The organism is Cellulophaga sp., assembly GCF_039943695.1.
Lineage (GTDB): Bacteria > Bacteroidota > Bacteroidia > Flavobacteriales > Flavobacteriaceae > Cellulophaga.
Window position 1 is genome coordinate 1 of record NZ_JBDVAA010000124.1, and the last position, 20,482, is coordinate 20,482.

The 20,482-nt window shown below is 31.3% G+C and carries 12 protein-coding genes; 10 read left to right on the forward strand and 2 right to left on the reverse strand.

Annotated features, from left to right (window positions below):
- The first annotated feature begins 2 nt into the window (after positions 1–2).
- From nagB to ABJD66_RS08630, 10 genes are all read left to right on the forward strand, one after another.
- The gene (nagB, locus tag ABJD66_RS08585) at positions 3–1,931 is read left to right on the forward strand and encodes a glucosamine-6-phosphate deaminase (protein WP_348130440.1); all 1,929 of its coding nucleotides are present in this window, start codon (positions 3–5) and stop codon (positions 1,929–1,931) included.
- A gap of 382 nt (positions 1,932–2,313) precedes the next feature.
- A complete protein-coding gene (locus ABJD66_RS08590) occupies positions 2,314–5,592 on the forward strand; it encodes a TonB-dependent receptor (protein WP_348130443.1) in 3,279 nt (1,092 codons plus the stop codon).
- A gap of 10 nt (positions 5,593–5,602) precedes the next feature.
- Complete coding sequence (locus ABJD66_RS08595) at positions 5,603–7,078, forward strand: RagB/SusD family nutrient uptake outer membrane protein (RefSeq protein WP_348130446.1); 1,476 nt, start codon at positions 5,603–5,605, stop codon at positions 7,076–7,078.
- 118 nt (positions 7,079–7,196) lie between these two features.
- A complete protein-coding gene (locus ABJD66_RS08600) occupies positions 7,197–8,561 on the forward strand; it encodes a Gfo/Idh/MocA family oxidoreductase (protein WP_348130449.1) in 1,365 nt (454 codons plus the stop codon).
- A gap of 28 nt (positions 8,562–8,589) precedes the next feature.
- Complete coding sequence (locus ABJD66_RS08605) at positions 8,590–9,954, forward strand: DUF4832 domain-containing protein (RefSeq protein ID WP_303543769.1); 1,365 nt, start codon at positions 8,590–8,592, stop codon at positions 9,952–9,954.
- A 31-nt stretch (positions 9,955–9,985) separates the two neighbouring features.
- Complete coding sequence (locus tag ABJD66_RS08610) at positions 9,986–10,888, forward strand: PKD domain-containing protein (RefSeq protein ID WP_157811141.1); 903 nt, start codon at positions 9,986–9,988, stop codon at positions 10,886–10,888.
- Between the two features lie 112 nt (positions 10,889–11,000).
- Positions 11,001–12,104: a DUF5009 domain-containing protein gene (locus ABJD66_RS08615; protein WP_100896395.1), complete on the forward strand. Its 1,104-nt coding sequence runs from the start codon at positions 11,001–11,003 to the stop codon at positions 12,102–12,104.
- A gap of 377 nt (positions 12,105–12,481) precedes the next feature.
- Positions 12,482–15,571 (forward strand): T9SS type A sorting domain-containing protein, encoded by a 3,090-nt coding sequence (locus ABJD66_RS08620; protein ID WP_348130455.1) that lies wholly within the window; start codon positions 12,482–12,484, stop codon positions 15,569–15,571.
- A gap of 346 nt (positions 15,572–15,917) precedes the next feature.
- Entirely contained in the window at positions 15,918–17,210 is a 1,293-nt protein-coding gene (locus tag ABJD66_RS08625) for a hypothetical protein (protein ID WP_348130458.1), read from the forward strand.
- Positions 17,211–17,594: 384 nt separating this feature from the next.
- The gene (locus ABJD66_RS08630; RefSeq protein WP_348130461.1) at positions 17,595–19,118 is read left to right on the forward strand and encodes a GH3 auxin-responsive promoter family protein; all 1,524 of its coding nucleotides are present in this window, start codon (positions 17,595–17,597) and stop codon (positions 19,116–19,118) included.
- 27 nt (positions 19,119–19,145) lie between these two features.
- Here ABJD66_RS08630 and ABJD66_RS08635 read toward each other — a convergent pair whose 3' ends face one another.
- Together ABJD66_RS08635 and ABJD66_RS08640 are read right to left on the reverse strand one after the other, a co-directional pair.
- Positions 19,146–19,748, reverse strand: coding sequence for a hypothetical protein (locus tag ABJD66_RS08635; RefSeq protein WP_100896391.1), 603 nt, complete (start codon positions 19,746–19,748; stop codon positions 19,146–19,148).
- Positions 19,749–19,770: 22 nt separating this feature from the next.
- Positions 19,771–20,482 (reverse strand): phospholipase D-like domain-containing protein (locus ABJD66_RS08640; protein ID WP_348130464.1); only part of this gene is annotated, 712 nt, incomplete at its 5' end.

The following is a 20,482-nucleotide window of genomic DNA, read 5'->3' on the forward strand; positions in this document are numbered from 1 at the left end:
GCATGTTAAAAAGTAATATTGATAAGGCTACAGGTTTTGAAAAAAGATTTGAAAATATAAATACGGTTGTTTTTAAAAACTCTACAAACGCATCAAAATCCGTAGCAAATGAAATTGCAAATTTAATTAGAGAAAAACAAAAAGAGAATAAAAGGTGCGTATTAGGTTTAGCTACAGGCTCTACGCCTAAAGGTTTATATGCAGAATTAGTGAGGCTACATAAAGAAGAAGGGCTAAGTTTTAACAACGTAGTTACATTTAATTTAGATGAGTATTACCCTATGGAGCCAGACTCTATACACAGCTATGTTAGGTTTATGAAAGAACTACTTTTAGACCAAGTAGATATTTTACCAGAAAATTATAATATTCCTAATGGTACTTTAACCAAAACAAACATCTCTAAATACTGTAGTGATTATGAATCTAAAATTGAAGCAGCTGGTGGTTTAGATCTACAAATTTTGGGTATAGGAGGTAATGGTCATATAGGTTTTAATGAGTCTGGATCTTTACAAAACTCTAAAACAAGATTAGTAGCATTAGACCATATTACTAGAGTTGCAGCAAGCAAAGATTTTGGAGGTTTAAGTAATACACCAAGAACAGCAATAACATTAGGAGTAAAAAAAATAATGGAAGCCAAAAGAGTAATTCTAATGGCTTGGGGAGAGAGTAAGTCTAATATTATAGCCCAGTCTGTAGAAGGAGAAGTAACAAATAAAGTACCAGCGTCTTTTTTGCAAGAACATAACAATGCTGTATTTGTTTTAGATAAAGAAGCGGCTTCTAAACTAACAAGAGTAGATACTCCTTGGTTGGTAGAAAAAGTAGAGTGGACAGATAAGTTGATTAAAAAATCGGTATTAAGCTTGGCTCTTCATTTAAATAAGCCAATTTTAATGCTTACAGATGCGGATTATATAGAAAATGGTATGAGCGATTTGTTGGCAGATTCTGGTCCGGCTTACGACATCAATATAAAAATATTTAACAAGCTGCAGAATACAATTACGGGTTGGCCAGGCGGTAAACCTAACGCAGATGACAGCAACAGGCCAGAACGTGCTACACCAGAAAAAAAACGAGTACTAATTTTTAGTCCACACCCAGATGATGATATTATTAGTATGGGTGGTACTTTTAAACGATTGGTAGAACAAGGTCATGAAGTACACGTAGCATATCAAACCTCTGGTAATATAGCAGTAGCAGATGATGAGGCTTTGCGTTTTGCTAGTTTTGTGTGCGATTATAACGAGAAATTTTCTGTTGAAGACAAAAAGGCAGAAGAGATTTTTGCTAAAGCGGCTAAATTTTTAGCCAATAAAAAAGCTAGTGAAGTAGATATAGAAGAGGTACGTTATATAAAAGGATTAATAAGAAAAGGAGAGGCAAGAGCTACAAGCTATTTTGTAGGTTTAAATGATGATCAAATTCATTTTATGAATCTTCCTTTTTATGAAACAGGCACAATAGAAAAGAATCCTTTAGGAGAAGCAGATATTAAGTTTACTATAGACCTTATAGATCAAATAAAGCCACATCAAATTTATGCAGCAGGAGATTTAGCAGATCCACACGGCACACACAAAGTATGTTTAGATGCTATTTTTGAAGCAGTAAAAAGATTAAAGTCAGAACCATATATGAACAATTGTTGGGTTTGGTTATACAGGGGAGCTTGGCAAGAGTGGGGAATAGATGAAATAGAAATGGCTGTGCCAATGGGACCAGACCAGGTATTAGAAAAAAGACGCGGTATTTTTAAACATCAGTCTCAAAAAGATGGTGTAGTTTTTCAGGGCGCAGATAGCAGAGAGTTTTGGCAAAGAGCAGAAGATCGTAATAAAGAAACTGCATCTATTTATGATCAGTTGGGATTATCTTATTATGCAGCAATGGAAGCATTTGTAAAATGGGAATTTTAGCTTTAACCATTTATATTATTAGTCAATACAATTAAGATTCTAATATAATAGCCTGTTCTTTTTGTTTAGTATATATGCACTATAACTTTTAACAAGGTTTTTATTATTTTTTTTAGTGTTTAATACTAGTTTAAAATAAGTTTATACTGTATATTTTTATGTTAACATATGTACATTTTTTTATTACATTGCTTATAGTTTTAAGTTTTTATGTGTTCGAACACATTTTTTGTGTTTTTGCCTTGTTTTTCAAATTAATTGACATATATTAGCTACATAAATTAATGAAATATAAAATATTACATCTTATAGTAAGTGTAGTTTTAATAAGATAAGAAATAGAGTAATTACATTAATTTACTAAATAACAAAACCACTCGATATGAAAAAACTTAAAATGCTGCCAAGCATAAAGAGTTATGATTTAAAGTTTAATCTGGCTCTATTATTAGTAATATTCTCATTCTTAGAGATTAGTGCAAAGTCATTTGATAATAAAATTTCTGTTGCTCTAAAGACAGAAAAAAATCATATGCAGCAGAGCATTGTAACAGGTAAAGTTACTAATGAAGCTGGTGAAATTTTACCCGGTGCATCTATTCAGGTTAAAGGTACTTCTATTGGGGTAGAAACAGATTTTGATGGTATTTATGCAATAAATATTCCAGAGAACGGTACAGCAACATTAATTTTTACCTATTTAGGATATGTAAGTAAAGAGGTGTTAGTGGCAGATCAAACTGTAATTAATGTAAAATTAGCACAAAATAATACTAGCTTAGAGGAAGTAATAGTTGTTGGTTATGGTAGCCAAAGAAAAAAAGACTTGGTAGGTGCTATATCTCAGGTAAAAGGAGATGATTTAGTCTTGTCTTCTACACCTTCAATAGCACATGCGCTACAGGGAAAAGCAGCCGGGTTACAAATTATTCAAAATAGTGCACAACCAGGTGGTGGTTTAGATATTAGAATTCGTGGGGCAGCATCAATAAATGCTAGTAATGAACCTTTAATTGTTGTAGATGGTTTTCCAATATCTCAATTAACAGAGCCAGGAGATGGTAACAGGTATAGTGGTGGTACACAAGGTATTTTAAATTCATTTAATCCTAATGATATAGAGTCTATAGAGGTTTTAAAAGATGCAAGTTCAACAGCTATATACGGAGCCAGGGCAGCAAACGGAGTTGTGATTATTACAACAAAAAAAGGAAAAGCTGGTAAAGTGCAAGTAGATTATTCCACATCATACTCTTACCAAGCTTATGAAAATAATTATGATGTTTTAAATGCGCCTGAGTATATGCAGTTAAGAAATGAAGCTGTTTATGAAAATTGGGCTTTTTTAAATAGAGTAGCTCCATATAGCAACAGAACATTACAGGATGCTATTGCAAATCCTGTAAATGGTATTCCGTTTACAAGGGTTTATTCAGACGATCAAATAAATAATGCAAGTAAAGGAACAGATTGGTTTGATATAGTTACTAGAGATGGCGGCATACAACAACATAATATTTCATTAAAAGGAGGTACAGAGTCTACTAAATATTATTTGTCTGGTAATTTATTTGAGCATAAAGGAGTTTTAAAAAGTTCTGAGTTTGAAAGAGCTTCTTTACGTTTTAATTTAAATCAAAAATTTAATGATAAAATTAGTATTGGTCTAAGCTTTACAAAGAGTACAATAAATAATCAAAATACACAATTAGGTGGGCAAGCTTTTGAAAACTCAGGAATAATAAGATCTGCTTTACAATATAGTCCGTTAATAGACGAGGTAGATAGTTTTGGTAATTATCCAACTAATCCAGATTATGCTATAATTCCTAACCCAGCATCTCTACTTACTATATCTGATGAGGCAAGAACAGATAGGACATTAGCAAATGTGTATTTAGAAGTAAAACCATTAAAGGGTTTAACTTTAAGAACTCAAGCAGGTATAGACCAGGGTTTAAGTGTAAGAAACACTTATTTACCAAGAACTACGTTATGGGGAGAAAATGAAAACGGAAGAGCTTCAATAGCTAGTGAACAAAAAAATGATAAACTTTTAGACATTACCTTAAATTATAAAGCTAATATTTTAGAAGATCATAGTTTAAACTTGTTGGCTGGTTACTCTCATCAAAATTTTGAGTCTAGTGGAAATTCGTTAGCTAATAATGATTTTATTACAGATGCTTTTTTATGGAATAATATGAATGCAGGAGCAGGAGTGCCAGATGTAAGTTCCTCTAAATCTACTAGTAAAATAGTATCTTATTTTGGTAGGTTAAATTACATATATAAAGATCGTTACATTTTAACATCTACAATACGTAGAGATGGTTCCAGTAATTTTTCAGAAAATAACAAATTTGCAATCTTTCCTTCTATGGCAATAGGGTGGAATATAGCAGAAGAACCATTTATGAAAAGTTTAAAGGGTAAAGTATCACAGCTTAAATTAAGGTATGGTTATGGGCAAACAGGTAATGCAGATATAGGCGGTAATGCATTTGCTTCATATTTTGCAAAACCAGCTTATTTAAATCCTGATGAATCTGTACTAGTTGGTGTTTTTGCATCAAGGTTAGCAAATCCAAGCTTAAAATGGGAAACAACAACAGAAAAAAACTTAGGATTAGACTTTGGTTTCTTTAAAAATAGAGTTTCCGGATCTGTAGAGCTTTTTGATAAAGAAATTTCAGACCTTTTAAGTTTAAACCCAATTAACTCATACAACGAGATAAATCAAGTTTGGGCAAATATTGGAAAAACCCAAAGTAGAGGTATAGAGTTTACTTTAAATACAGTAAATATTCAAACTAAAAATTTTACTTGGAAAAGTACATTCACTTATTCAACCTTTGATGATAGGTGGCTAGAAAGGGCTCCAGATTGGAAACCAGCAGTTTATGAAAATGTAGATGATCCTATACGTGCGCAGTTTAGTTATTTATCTGACGGAATAATGCAAGCAGGTGAAGTAGTAACTGCACAACCAGATTTATTTCCTGGTCAAATAAAATTAAAAGATGTAAACGGTTATTTAAGGGATGGATCTGGAAACCCTATTGTTGATGAAAATGGTATTTTTCAAAGAACAGGAGAAGCAGACGGAAAAATTGATGAAGCAGATATTGTATTACTTGGTTCTTCAGACCCAGATTTTATTGCAGGTTTTAGTAATATGATTACTTACAAAAACTTTCAATTAAACTTTCATTTTAATGCAATGTTTGGTAGAGAAATTATAGATGCAACAGATTTTACTTACGGGGTATCTACAGACGGTGTAGCAAAAAATGGTGCAAATGCATTAAGAAATATATTGAATAGATGGACACCAGAAAACCCATCTACGACAAGGCCAGGATCTAATTTTGGTTATTCATTATATGACTCTGGTGATTTCTTTTTACAAGATGCCTGGTTTATACGTTTAAGTAATATTTCATTATCATATCAATTTCCTAAAAATTGTTTTGGTAAACATTTGTCTAGTGCAGCATTACGTGTAGGCGGACAAAATATTTTTGTTATTACACCTTATAAGGGAGTAGATCCAGAAACAAATGGTTATGATCCTGATGTTAGTGGAGATACATCAAATTTAGTAGCATCTTACCCTAATGTTAGAACTTTTACTGTTGGTCTAGACTTAAAATTTTAAAAAAATGATTATGAAAAAAATTAAACTAATATTATTAGGCACTTGTTTAACTTTATTATTTGCATGTAATCCAGAATTAGAGTCAGTAAATTATGATGAAATTAATCCTGATATTTTTCCTACCTCAGAGGCTGATATCCAATCATTGGTTTATGCAGCTTATTACCCTTTAAGAGGAGCTTATTCTGATGGTATCCATTCCACATCTGAAAAAGGTACTATGTTTGTTTTAGATGCAACTACTGAAATTCTTCAAGGTGATTTTGGAGTTCAACAACTAGCTACACTACATAGTTATACTGCGCAAAATAGTGGAGGCATAACCCGTTTTTATGATGATTTTTATAATAAAATAAGTAGCATGACATTGAGTATTGATAGAATTCAAAACTCTTCTGTTAATGAAAATTTAAAAATATCTGGAATAGCAGAGATAAAATGTGCAAGAGCACTGTTGTGTTATGAACTTTTTGACATGTATGGACCAATAGTAGTAGCACCATTAGAGGTATTAAAAAATCCTTTAAGTGAAGAACCTTTAGCTAGGTTAAGTAATGATGAAATGGTCCGTTTTATTGAAAAAGATTTGTTAGATGCAGCTTCAGACTTGTTACCTCCATCAGAAGCTAAATACGGGAGATTTAGTCAGGGTATGGCTCGTATGTTATTAATTAGGCTGTATTTGCATGAAAAAAGATGGGCAGACGTAGAAAAACAGGCTAATTTAATAATGGCTATGAACCATTATGAGTTAGAGGATGATTATTTGAGCATGTTTGATGTGCAAGCACCTGTAGATAGTAACGAAATTATTTGGGCTATACCTGCAGATTATGCCGGTACCAGCGAAAATCAATGGCAGTTAATGGTGTTACCATCAAACTACCCAGGAAGAGCAGGTTGGGGAACAATACAAAGCTCTTGGAAATTTTATGATTCTTTTGAAGAGCAAGATATAAGAAAAACAAATCTTATAGCAGAGTATGTGGGTACAGATGGTGTTACCTATAATAGAAGTAACCCTGGTACTATTATGCAATACGGACCTATACCATTAAAAATTTCAGAAGATGCAGCCAGAAGTACAGCAATAACAACGGTAGATATTGTAATGTATAGGTATGCAGATGTTTTATTGTCTAAGGCAGAAGCTTTGGCCAATAAAAATAACACTCCTAGCCAACAGGCTATAGATTTAGTTAATATGGTTAGAAATAGAGCAGGTTTAGATGCAATTTTACTAGCAGATTATGCAGACATAGATACATTTAATAAAATGATTTTATTAGAAAGGTCTCATGAATATTGGTGTGAAAATGGCCAATACAGAGCAGATTTAATTAGACACGGTAAATACAGTGATTATAATATAGATTTAAATGGTGTTTCTAGTCAAACAGCTCCACATAAAGCTCTCTTTCCTTTTTCTCTAGATAAGGTAAGTGAGGGTAAAGGTGCTTTTTTACAAAACCCAGGTTACAATTAGTTCAGTTAGTTTAGTAGGTGAGGGTTGTTTATTTTGTATATAAATAGGCAATCCTTATATCTAAATTAATTACACTTTAATACAACAACTAATTACACAGAATAATTAAGAAAATATAATGGACTCCAGACGAAATTTTATAAAAAAAAGTACAATTCTAGGAACAGGAATATCTCTTTTACCAGGATTGACTTTTGGAATTAATAATAGTAATAATAATAAACATCATAACCTTAAAATAGGTATGATAGGCGTAGGCTTACGCGGCACTAACCATTTAGATAACCTTTTGTTAAGGGACGATATTACAATAACTGCAATATGTGATATTGACCCTAAAAGAATTGATATTGCAGTAAATAAAATTACAAGTAAAGGGCAAAAAAAGCCCTTAACGTTTGGTAAAGATGATTATGATTATAGAAACCTTTTAGATTTAAACAATGTAGATGCTGTAATTATTTCTACTCCGTGGTTGTGGCATACGCTTATGGCAAAAGATACAATGAGAGCTGGTAAATATACCGGTTTAGAGGTGTCTGCAGCCAACACAATGGAAGAATGTTGGGATCTTGTTAATACACATGAAGAAACCGGAACACATTTAATGATTTTAGAAAATGTTAATTACAGAAGAGACGTTATGGCTGTACTTAATATGGTAAAGCAAAACGTTTTTGGAGAACTATTACATTTTAGATGTGGTTATCAGCATGACTTAAGACATGTAAAATTTAATGATGGTAAAACACCCTACGGTAAAGGTGTAGAGTTTGGAGAAAAAGGAATATCAGAATCTGCATGGAGAACACAACACTCCTTATTAAGAAATGCAGATATTTACCCTACTCATGGTATTGGACCTGTGGCTGCAATGTGTGATATTAATAGAGGTAACAGGTTTATGACACTAACATCTACGGCTACTAAAGCAGTAGGGCTTCATAATTACATAGTAGAGAACGGAGGAAAACATCATCCAAATGCAAAATTAAATTTTAAACTGGGAGACGTAATAACATCTACCATAGAAACATCTAATGGAGAAAGTATAATTGTTACTCATGATACCAATTCACCAAGACCTTATTCCTTAGGTTTTAGAGTTCAGGGTGCAAATGGTTTATGGGAAGTAGATGGTAATAGAATTCATATAGATAAAATAACAGAGCCTCATAAATGGGATAAAGCAGATGAGTGGTTAAAAAAATATGACCACCCATTATGGAAAAAGTTTGGCGATTTAGCTAATGGATCTGGACATGGAGGTATGGACTTTTTTGTAATTCATGCTTTTGTAGAAGCTGCTAAAAAAAATATAGCACCACCAATGGATGCTTATGATGCAGCTGCCTGGAGCGCCATAACACCTTTGTCAGAAGCATCTATAGAAAACAATGGTGAACCTCAAGATTTCCCTGACTTTACAAGAGGTAATTGGGTTAAAAGAAAACCATATAACTGGATAAAAAATACGTACTAATACCCTTTTAACTATTATAAAAAATAAAATGATGAAAAATAGAATTTTAGCGTTAACACTATTAATTATGGTTATTAGCTGTAGTAGTAGTTCTTCTGGTGATGATGAGGTAATTGCAGATGACACGTTAAGTGAAATAAAATATACAGAATCTTTAGAAGTAATTTCTAATCCAGAACGTGGATTTATGCATAGCTGGAGTGTTCTCTCTGAAGGAGATCCGTTAAGCTTAGTGACATTAAACAGTTTAAAAAATGAAAATGTAACTATTATTTTACGACTATACTATTTAGATGCTTTTAAAAATTCAGATTTAAGTGAAGTTCAGTTAAACCTGATTAAAACAGATTTTGAAAGGTTAAGGGAAGCAGGAATTAAATGTGTTTTGCGTTTTGCATATAATAGTAATTCTGATGAAACTGATGCTCCATTAAACATAATAGAAAACCACTTAGATCAGCTTAAACCAATAGTGTCAGATAATGCAGATGTAATAGCTTTTGTACAAGCTGGTTTTATTGGCTCATGGGGAGAATGGGCTTTTTCAACAAATAACTTAACAACAACAGAAAGTAGAAAAGCCGTTGTAAACAAGCTGTTAGATGTATTTCCTAAAGAAGTAAAAATACAATTAAGAACACCAAAATATAAGCAAGAAGTTTTTGATTATACCAATGCTATAGATGAAACCGTTGGGTACGGTACAACAGACATAGCCCGTGTGGGTTTTCATAACGATTGTTTTTTAGCTAGTGTAGATGATTATGGTACTTACCAGAATGTAACTATTGAAAAAAGTTATATTAGTGATGAAGCAAGTTTTGTGCCTACTGGCGGAGAAACTTGTCCGCCTAGCGGAATACCAACAGCTAGTTGTGCTACAGCAGAGGAGGAAATGACTTTGTTAAAATGGACATATTTAAACTTAGATTGGTATGGTCCAGTGCTTAATGTCTGGAGAAATAATAGCTGCTTTGTAGATTTTCAAAAAAAGTTAGGATACAGACTTGTTTTAAAATCTGCAGAATTACAAAAAGAAGTAACTGCTAGCAGTAATTTTAATTTAAATGCAGTGATAAGTAATGTTGGGTATGCTCCAGTTTATAATCAGAAAAATACTTTTTTAGTACTTAAAGCTACAGATGGAACCTTGTATAAAAAGGCATTAAATTTTGATGTTAGAAAAGTGTTACCTAATGTAGATTTACAATTAAATGAGTCTGTTGCATTAACAGGAATTCCTGCAGGAAAATATGACTTGTTTTTAAAAATTGAAGACCAAAGCAGTAAATTGGCAGACAGGCCAGAATATGCAATACAACTAGCAAATAGTGATACTTGGAACGCATTAGAAGGTTTAAATAAGCTTTCTCACACACTAACCATTAACTAAAATCAAAATTTAATCTTTAACTATAATGATTATGAAAAAAATAATTTTCTTACTAAGCACCTTTTCTGTTTTTCTCATTTTGAGCTGCGGATCAGATGACACTGACACTAATTCTGATAATGGTAATGTTGTTGCAGATTTTTCATTTTCTAATGATGATAATTTATTTTCATTTACAAACCTTTCTGAAGGTGCAACTACCTATAGATGGGATTTTGGAGATCTAAGTTTTTACTGTGACAAGGAGAACCCTACTTATAGGTATGTTAATATAGGAGGGGAGATAAAGGTAACATTAACCGCAATTAATGATTTAGGACAAGAGGCTGCTGTAACAAAAATAATTACAGCTCCAGAAGTTCTTGATGTAGATATAGCAATTGATGGTGATTTTACAGATTGGGAATCTATAGAATATTTATATCAAGAACCAACAGCAGCATCCATGCAAAAAATAAAAGTATGGGGAAAAGGAGATAACGTAAATGTTTACTTAGAAGGCAATTCTACTATGCAAATGGAGCTAGTTAATATATTTATAAGTACAGACGGAGACGCATCTAGCGGTTTTTTAAGCTGGCAGTGGCCAGAAGGCTCTGGAGCAGAACTATTGTTTGAAGGTCCTTTGCTTAGTAATTCTTGGGGGTCTTTTTTTCAACATACAGATCCTAATGGAGGTTGGGGTTGGTCTGCTTTAGCTGGTTCTGGAGAAAACCTTACTTCATCTGGTGTTATTAGTGTAGATAATGATACAAACGCTATAGAATTTAGTATTCCAAAAACTCAGTTTGGCTCTATAGGTAGTACCATAAGCTTTGCTTTTACAGAGTTAACTATTGGTTGGGCTGCCGTTGGTACTTTTCCTAACGTAACAGGCACTAGTAAATTTGTTAGTTATGAGGTTCCTATTGAGTCTACAGGACTTTGTGAGTAAAAATAATACAAACTAATATTTTCCCCATAAAAAATAAAAGGCTAGTCTAAAATTTATCAATTTTTAAAATATTTAGACAGCTTTATTACACATAAGTTTAATAATTTTTTAGGTGGATAATTTAAATAAACAAAATAAGAGGTTATTATCAATAGATGCGTTAAGAGGTTTTGATATGCTTATGATTATTTTTGCAGATCACTTTTTTGAAAACTTACATAACGCTTCGCAAACTAATTTTTCTGGTTTTTTAGCTACTCAATTTAAGCATCCAAAGTGGTTTGGGTTTCATTTTTATGACATTATTATGCCTTTATTCCTATTTTTAGTAGGAGTGGTAATTCCTTTTTCTTTAGAAAAACGAAAAAAAGAAATTGATAATAAATTAAAGCTTTACCCGCACATAATTAAACGCTTTTTTATTTTATTTATACTAGGTTGGGTTGTACAGGGAAATTTACTACACTTTAGTATTAATGAGTTTAAAATTTTTAGTAATACATTACAAGCCATTGCAGTTGGCTATTTATTTGCTTGTATATTTTATATTCATTTAAGTAAAATAAATAGATATATAGCTTTTGCAACGTTTCTCATTATATATATATTGTTGCTAGAGCTTGCACCTGTACCAGGTATAGGGATTAGTGAGTTATTACCAGATAAAAATATTGCTATTTATGTAGACAATATAGTTTTTGGTAGGTTTGATGATGGTTACCAGTACACTTGGCTGTTAAGTAGTTTAGGGTTTACAGCAACTACACTTTCGGGTTTATTTATAGGAGAAATACTAAAATCAAACTTATCTCCCAAAAAAACAGCATTACATATTTTTTTATTAGGGTTAGCATTTATTACAATAGGTTTGTTTTTAAATATATTTCATCCTAGTGTTAAAAAGTTGTGGAACAGTACATTTGTTTTATTATCATCTGGGTTATGTATGCTTTTGTACAATATATTTTATTTAGTTATAGATGTAAAAGGTATTGTAAAGTGGAGTCTTCCTTTAAAAATTATAGGAGTTAATGCAATTACAGCTTATGTTCTGTCTCACGTATTAAATTTTCCAAAAATTTCAGAAGATATTTTATTTGGTCTAGAACAGTTTTTTGGAGCATATTACAATGCATTAACATCATTTGGAGGGTTTTGTATTATGTATCTTTTATTATGGTATATGTATAAAAATAAAACTTATATAAAAATATAATTTTTAACAAATTGTAGCTTGTTATGTATTATAATTTGCCAGACTAGGTTTAACTATTAATTTTATTTTAATCATATTTTTTATTTACTATCCAAACATATAATTCTATTTTTCCTAATGTTTTTAGTACTTAAGAACCTAATCTTGTAAGATTTTTAGTCTGTTAATATTGTTTTTTTAAATCAAAATTTATAATAATATTAATATTTTTTTAAAAAATGTTATCGAGAACACTAATAATTTTTATATATTTGCTTCAAAATGTGCTCGAACACATTTTTAAATTGAAACTGATAATTAGATTTTTAACAAATAGAATGCACTTAAAAATAGATAACCACAATTATAAAAAATAACTAAAAACTACTATTACTACTATGAAAACAATTTTGAACTACTTAAAAACAGTTTTAACCAAAAAAGAGCCCAGTCTAAATTATAGACTTAGAAGCTTAATTTTGTTTACATTTCTTTTATGTATTACACAAATAGAAACAAGTGTAGCGCAAACAAGACCAACAACCTTGTATGTAGATGCAAGTTATACAGGAACCACTGCATCAAATGGTTCAGAAACGTATCCATTTAAAACAATTAGAGCTGCGTTAGACTACAGAGGTAATGTGTTAGGTATTGCTAATATGGTTTCTGATGAGCAAATTATAGTTAAGCCTGGTACGTATTACCCAACAGAAGCTACAAGAATATTTATAACATCTGCCAATGGTGGTAATGATAATAACTGGTTTACATTACAAGCCCAAGGAGAGGTAATTATAAATGGTAGAGACCTTTACAGTGTTAAGTTTGCTTCATTAATAGCAGTAACATCCGGAGCTAAAAGTGTAAGAATACAGGGGTTTAAACTAGAAAATATGCGCTGTAATGATAGTTTAAAAACTATAAAAAATGATACAATTATAAAGGATTCTAAGTTTGGTATACAGTTGGCAAATACATCTGAAAAAATAGAAATAGTAGGTAATGAAATTTATGATTTTTCATGGACTCCAAATGTAGATCCTTTAATTAATAGAGTAAATTTTAATGAATCAGAAAAAGCAATATTAAAATCTGCAACTGGAAGTGATAATTGTGGGCCAATTAATGTAACCGGTACAAGTACTACTGCTATTAAGAATGTGGTTATAAAAAACAATTATATACACCATGTTATACCAGGTTGGACAGAGGGTATACAGGTTAATGGTAATGTTGATGGGTTTAAAATAATAAACAATACAATTACAGAAGTACAAAATATAGGAATTGTTGCGGCTGGTAGGTACAAATGGGTTATGAATATTACTGGGGCTACTTTACTAGAAAAGTACAATTATGCACGTAATGGTCTTATAAAAAATAACAAAGTAACTAGCTGTAGGTCTCCTATTGCCACTGCTGCTGGTATTTATTGTGATGGTTCTAAATACGTTACAATAGAAAATAATATAGTTTCAGATGGGCAAGTTGGTTTTTCTATTGGGAATGAGACTAAAAATACCAACTCTGGTGGCCATACGCTTAAAAATAATATTGCTTATGATAACTCTTACGTAGGTTTTATATTGGGAGTGCCAGAAGGTAAGGAAGAAGCTTATGTAGACAGTATAAAAGTAATAGGAAATACTTCTTATAGAAATGGTAGTACTAATGATACATACCTTGATGTATTAACAGGAGCTGAATTAATTATAGCTAGAAATGTAAGAAACTTAACTGTTAAAAATAACATTTTTTATGCTGTTGATCATAAAAGTTTAGTAGTAGTAGCAAAACCTTCAGATGCTAATGTACCATATTTAAGTACTATAGATTTTGACTATAATATTTATTACACAGATACAGAAGGTACTCATAATGGTTACTTTGACTGGTCTAATGCTGGTGGTGATGGATATGGAAATTTTGCTTATTACCAACAACAAAAACCAAATTTAGACCAAAACTCACAGTTTGTAGATCCTAAATTTGTGAATACTACAAGTCCAAATGTAGACTTTAACTTGTTACCTACATCTGGAGCTATAGATGCTGGAGACCCTTTATATACAGTAGCTGAAGATGAAGTAGACTATTTGGGTAATGAAAGAATATTTAATGATATAGTAGATGCCGGCGCTATAGAATACGGAGCTAGTATTGGAGACCAATCTGCAGCGATAGATGGTGTAAATAGTGCTAGTGAAAACTACATAGCATTACAAACTGGCGTAAACCAAGGAGTATGGTCTAGTATATATGCTTATGATGATGAAAACTTTGTGTACGTATATGCAGAGTACTCAGGTAGTTTACCAGAATATTCAATTTTTGTAAATACAAATTCTAGTACTGGTTTTAAAGAAACTTGGGTAGAAAAAACAAATTACTATGTAGACGGAAGCTTAAACCTTTTAAACACTTACAATGAAAACGGTAACGCAGCTTGGCCTTTTGCAGCAGATAATAGTGTTATGAATGTTAGATGTGTTAAAACAGCAACAACTATAGAAGGGCGTATACCTAAATATGCATTAGGCATTGGTAATACCGGTACCATAGGTTTAGGTATTATAGGTTATACTAATAATTGGCCAACATCTGTAGGGTCTATTCCTTTACAAAATAACGGAATGGTGTATTTAACTTTAAACGGAGGATCTGGTGCAGGAACTTTAGCTGTAGATGGTTATAAAAGCCCAGTAGAGGATTATCAACCATTAATTACAGGTGTTACTGGCAGTTCTTTTAGTAGTATTTACGGTTATGCAGATGATAATTATATTTATTTATACGCAGATATTGATGCACAAGAGCTAGATGAGTACAACGTTTTTATAAATACTAACGGAGCAACTGGTCACCCTTATATGTGGACAGATAAAACCGATTATTTTATAGATGCAAATTACAATGTATTGCACCAATACAATGGTGCAAGTACAGGGTGGCCTTTTAGCAATGTAATTAACTCAGAGGGTATAGAGTTTGTAATGACCCCAACAAGTATAGAAGGTAAAATACTTAAGTCTCAGTTAGGTTTAGGAAACTCTGGTACTATAGGTATAGGTTTAGAAGGGCATACTAAAAATTGGGGTAATAGTTTAGGTGCTGTACCTACAAATGGTAACAGTATGGTTTACTTATCATTAGGTGCTTCTACAGCTAACAAAGCTGCTACGGCTAGTAAAGTTATTACAGTAAGCAAAGTAAAAGAAGAAGTAGATGTTACTAACTTAGACTTAATAGTTTATCCCAACCCTGCAATAAATGAAATTTCTATTAATTACTCAGTAGAAATTGCAGGAGAAGTATCTGTACAACTAGTAGGTATGGATGGAGCTGTATATTTTTCAAAAAATACATATGTAAAAACTGGTAACCATACAGAGGTTGTTCCTGTAGAAAGTTTATTAAGAGGTATGGTAATACTAAAAGTTAAAACACCACACAATACAACCACAAAAAAAATTATTCTAAAATAAATTAATACACGGGCTTGTATTGCAAAAATAATACAAGCTCTTTTCTAATTAAAATTTAAAAATTATGAAGAAAATATTGCTTGTAGGATTAATTGCTGCGCTATTTAATATTGTTTGTTTAATAAGACTATTGTTGCTACCATAGTCTAACAATAAAACGCTAATTACAATAATTAGTTGTTTGTAGAGTATTTCTTATTAAAGATCTAGTAAAAGGAAATTACACGTAAGTATTTTTCTTAAAGTTAACTAAGCCAAATAACCATATAGAGTAACCAAAAAAATAATGGAGCTTATAAAAAAACATAAAAGAGCTCTTTTTAACTTTAAATTGAAAATAAAAATTATGAAAAAATTATTATTTGTAGTGTTAATTGCTAGTGCTTTTGCCGTTAGTTGTGATGGTAAGTATGACGAATTTTTTGATGATATTGAAGAAAACGTAGACGAAGAAGTAATTGATGTCACCGTAGATAATTTAGGTGGTGTAGATGAAATTACTAAAGTGCAACCAATGACAGGAATAGTACTTTGGGATGATAATAATAACAATAACAAAGGGGTAAATAGCTTAGAATATTCATATATGAATTATGATGATATTGTATCTCAAAAAGGAGTTTATGATTGGACAGCTGTTGAAAATAAATTAAATGATATAGCATCTAGAAATCATCAAGCAATTTTAAGATTTAGAATTACATATCCAGGTTTTAAGACAACTGTACCACAGTATATTAAAAATAGTAATGGATATATAGAAAAAAAGGCTAAAGCAGAAGGTGAGGATACTTGGTACCCAGACTGGAGAAGCCAAGAGTTAAAAGATTTTATTTTAGAGTTTTATGAAAAATTTGCATTGGAGTATGATGAAGATAACAGATTGGCATTTATACAAGTAGGATTTGGACACTATGCAGAATATCATAATTATAACGGTCTTTTTATAGAGGATAGAACTTTTCCTAGCAAATCATTTCAAACAACATTTTTAAATAAGTTAAATGATGTATTTTACAGCCTACATTGGTCATTTTCTATTGATGCAAAATCATCTAGATATAGCCCGTTTAGTCAAAATACATCTTTATTAAACTTACCTTTTGGTGTTTTTGATGATTCTTTTATGAACATAGAAGACTGGAGTGATAATGTAAGTAAGCATAACTTTTTTGGAAGGGATAGATTTGAAATTTCACCTATAGGGGGAGAGTTTAGTTATTATACTGATTATGACCAAGAAAACGTGCTTTCGCCTACAGGTACAGACGAAGAACCTTTTGAGACTTTTGCAGCGGATTTTCATATTACATATATAATAGGTAATGACCAGTTTGAATATCAAAGCAAAAACAGAATTAAAGAAGCAAGTTTAGCTACTGGTTATAAGTTTGAGGTAACAAAATTTGTTAAAATAGACGGTAAATCAATTTTAACAGTAAAAAATAATGGTATAGCTCCAATTTATTATGATGCTTACTTATCTATAGCAGGTCATGATTCTAACGAATCACTTAAATCATTAATGCCAGGAGAAGAAAGTGTATTTACTATTGATCATGACGGTGATGAAGAGCTAGAAATCTATTGTCCAAGGTTATTAGATGGCCAAGTAATAGACTTTGTTAATTCGTACTAAGTTTTAGTCTTATTGCCTTCAGAAATATTAGTTTTTTTGAGTGTTAAATATGTTAAGATTGCAACAATGCCAGGTAATATGTGTTTAAGTTAAAACGTTGGAGTTAGTATTAATACTATTTGGGGAATAGTCATTAAACATCATAACTTTGTATTACTTAATTAGTATAACTGTTTGGCAATAAGCTAAAAAACAAAACCAGTAAATTTATTTACTGGTTTTTTTATGCTTAAATTTTAACCATCCTTTTATTTTCTTAGTGTTAATAATAGTTTTAAATGAGTTAAACTCCTGTTTAAAATTATAAGACTTTTGTTGCTCTATGACCTAGATACTTTTTTCAATAGGCCTAGTTGCATATTAAATCACCTTAAACACTAACAAATGGCTATAATAGGAAACATAATTAAAGGAATTATTCATGCTTCAGATATTATCTCTACAAGTAATAATGCAGTAGAAGAACAAAAAGCAGTACTTAAAAGTTTATTAAGTACAGCAGAAAATACAAAATTTGGAAAGCATTATAAGTTTAGTCATATATTAAACTCAGGTAATATAGAGAAAGAGTTTAAAAATATAGTACCCTTCTCAGACTATGATCAAATAACTACTAATTGGTGGCAAAATGTACAAAAAGGAGAAGAAAATATTACTTGGCCTAATAGTCCAGATTATTTTGCTTTAAGTTCTGGTACAACAGGAAAAACTAGCAAACGTATACCTGTTACAGATGATATGGTTAAAGCCATACGTAATGCTGGTATACAACAAGTTTTGGCACTTAAAAACTTTGATTTACCTGCAGATTTTTTTGAAAAAGAAATTATGATGCTGGGTAGTTCTACAGATTTAGAAGAACATAACAACGCATTAGAAGGTGAAATTAGTGGAATAAGCGCTAGTAATATTCCGTTTTGGTTTCAAAACTATTATAAGCCAGGAAAAGAGATTGCTCAAATTGCAGATTGGGATACACGTGTACAACGTATAGCAGAGAAAGCATCAGACTGGGATATAGGAGCCTTAAGTGGTATACCGTCTTGGATGGAGCTTATGTTAAAAAAAGTAATAGACTACAACGGACTAAAAAACATACATGAAATATGGCCTAACCTACAAGTATACACCTCTGGTGGTGTAGCTTTTGGACCGTATGAAAAAAGCTTTAATGCGCTATTAGGAAAGCCAATAACAGTTATAGATACTTATTTGGCATCTGAAGGTTTTATTGCTTTTCAGCAAAGACCAGAAACCGATGCTATGAAATTGGTTACAGATAACGGAATTTATTTTGAGTTTGTTCCTTTTAATCCAGATTATATTAAGCCAGATGGTTCTTTGGTGCAAAATGCTCCTTCACTTACAATAGCAGAGGTAAAGCTAAATCAAGATTATGTTTTAATATTAAGTAGTGTTGCTGGTGCTTGGCGTTACCTTATAGGAGACACTATAGAGTTTACAGATATAGAACGTGCAGAAATTAAAATTACAGGTAGAACAAAGTTTTTTTTAAACACTGTAGGTTCGCAATTATCTGTAAATAAGTTAAATGATGCTGTGCAACATTTAGAAAAACAATTTAATATAGAAATACAAGAATATACATTATGTGCCAACCGTATTAACGATGATTTTTACCATTGTTGGTATTTAGGCACAGAATCTAATATTAATAACACAGAGTTAGCAGAAGAATTAGATCGTTTTTTAACAGAAGCAAATAAAAATTATAAGGTTGCTAGGTCTAAAGCTCTAGAGGGTGTTAAAGTAACTACGGTTATGCCTTCTGTTTTTCATGAGTGGAGTGGAAGTAATAAAAAGAAAGGCGGACAAGTGAAAATGGAAAGGGTAATGGGGCAAGAGCGTTTTGCAGAGTGGGAAGACTTTGTGATAAATAACTCTTAAATGAATTAGAAAAAAAGAAGCAATTAATTATTGCTTCTTTTTTTCTAATTCATTTACTAATACCATTATTTCTTCAGGAGATAAATAGTACTTTTTAATTCGTGCTTTATAGTCTTCATCAATCTCTGCGTTGTTTAAAATAAACTTTTTGGTTTTTAAAATATAGTTAGCCATACCAGAGTTTACTGCGTAAGAATCTGCTGCGCGCTCAGCTTCTTTTATATAATTGTCAGACAAAGAGTATTTTATACCAAACCACATTAAATTTAAACTACTACGGTTTTGGTAATCTAAAATATGGCCAAGTTCATGACCTAACCAGCCAATTAATATATCGCTGTCTACATCTGTAGTTTTAAATTCTTTACCAGATATTTTAAATTTTTCACTTATTAAAACTAAATACTTTCTCTTTTTTTTAGATCGTAAAAGACTGCCAAATACAGGTTGTGCCTGCATTGTAGATTTTTTAATGTTGTTTTTAAATCTAAATTCTATTTCTGTATTTTTTAATTGTGGGTAATAGGATAAAGCAATTAAGGCTTCTTTTTTAATAATTTGCGGAGTAATATGTTGTGCGTTTATGTATTGTACACTCATAAATAATGCTATATAAATTATAAATTTCATTGTTTGTTACTGTATCTAATTTTTATAATAATGGACTAAAAAACTTGGCTACACCTTCAAAAAGTTTGTGCCATAGCGGTCTGTTTTTAAATTTGTTGTACTTAAGTTTAGTGTCTTGTTTACAAATTGTATTAAAATCTGCTTGTATTTTTTTGGTTATTGCGCTATCATATATAATGGCGTTGGTTTCAAAATTGTGCTCAAAGCTTCGGTAATCAAAATTCCCAGAGCCTATAGATGTTATTTCTCCATCTATTAATATCATTTTACTATGAGAAAAATCTGGTCTTAAAAAAACATTTACACCAACTTCTAAAAGTTCTTCTAACCTAGAGAACATACTGTATTTTGCTACAAGTGAGTCTGACACTTTTGGGATTAAAATATTTATAGTTACACCACTTAAAGCCGCAATTTTTAAAGCTTGTAGTACAGATGTGCTTGGTATAAAGTATGGGTTAGCAATGCAAATACATTTTTCGGCAATATTTATCATCTCTATATATTGCTGCATAATGGCAGGTTGCTTAGAGTCTGGGCCAGCTGCTACTATTTGAGCAGTATGTTGCCCTTTAACCTCATTTTTAGAAATATATTTTTTATGTAATAGAACTTCATCATTACTAGCAAAATAAAAATCTTTTATAAATACCCTGTGTAAACTGTTTACTACTGGGCCTTCTAGTTTTATGTGTATATCTTTCCAAATGCCAACATTAGAAATTGGTTTTATA

What these genes read in the sequence shown, in the direction of transcription:
- ABJD66_RS08625 (WP_348130458.1), top strand. Translation starts at nt 15,918, where the DNA reads ATGAAAAAATTATTATTTGTAGTGTTAATTGCTAGTGCTTTTGCCGTT.
- ABJD66_RS08630 (WP_348130461.1), top strand. Translation starts at nt 17,595, where the DNA reads ATGGCTATAATAGGAAACATAATTAAAGGAATTATTCATGCTTCAGAT.
- ABJD66_RS08595 (WP_348130446.1), top strand. Translation starts at nt 5,603, where the DNA reads ATGAAAAAAATTAAACTAATATTATTAGGCACTTGTTTAACTTTATTA.
- ABJD66_RS08620 (WP_348130455.1), top strand. Translation starts at nt 12,482, where the DNA reads ATGAAAACAATTTTGAACTACTTAAAAACAGTTTTAACCAAAAAAGAG.
- ABJD66_RS08605 (WP_303543769.1), top strand. Translation starts at nt 8,590, where the DNA reads ATGATGAAAAATAGAATTTTAGCGTTAACACTATTAATTATGGTTATT.
- nagB (WP_348130440.1), top strand. Translation starts at nt 3, where the DNA reads ATGTTAAAAAGTAATATTGATAAGGCTACAGGTTTTGAAAAAAGATTT.
- ABJD66_RS08610 (WP_157811141.1), top strand. Translation starts at nt 9,986, where the DNA reads ATGAAAAAAATAATTTTCTTACTAAGCACCTTTTCTGTTTTTCTCATT.
- ABJD66_RS08590 (WP_348130443.1), top strand. Translation starts at nt 2,314, where the DNA reads ATGAAAAAACTTAAAATGCTGCCAAGCATAAAGAGTTATGATTTAAAG.
- ABJD66_RS08600 (WP_348130449.1), top strand. Translation starts at nt 7,197, where the DNA reads ATGGACTCCAGACGAAATTTTATAAAAAAAAGTACAATTCTAGGAACA.
- ABJD66_RS08635 (WP_100896391.1), bottom strand. Translation starts at nt 19,748, where the DNA reads ATGAAATTTATAATTTATATAGCATTATTTATGAGTGTACAATACATA.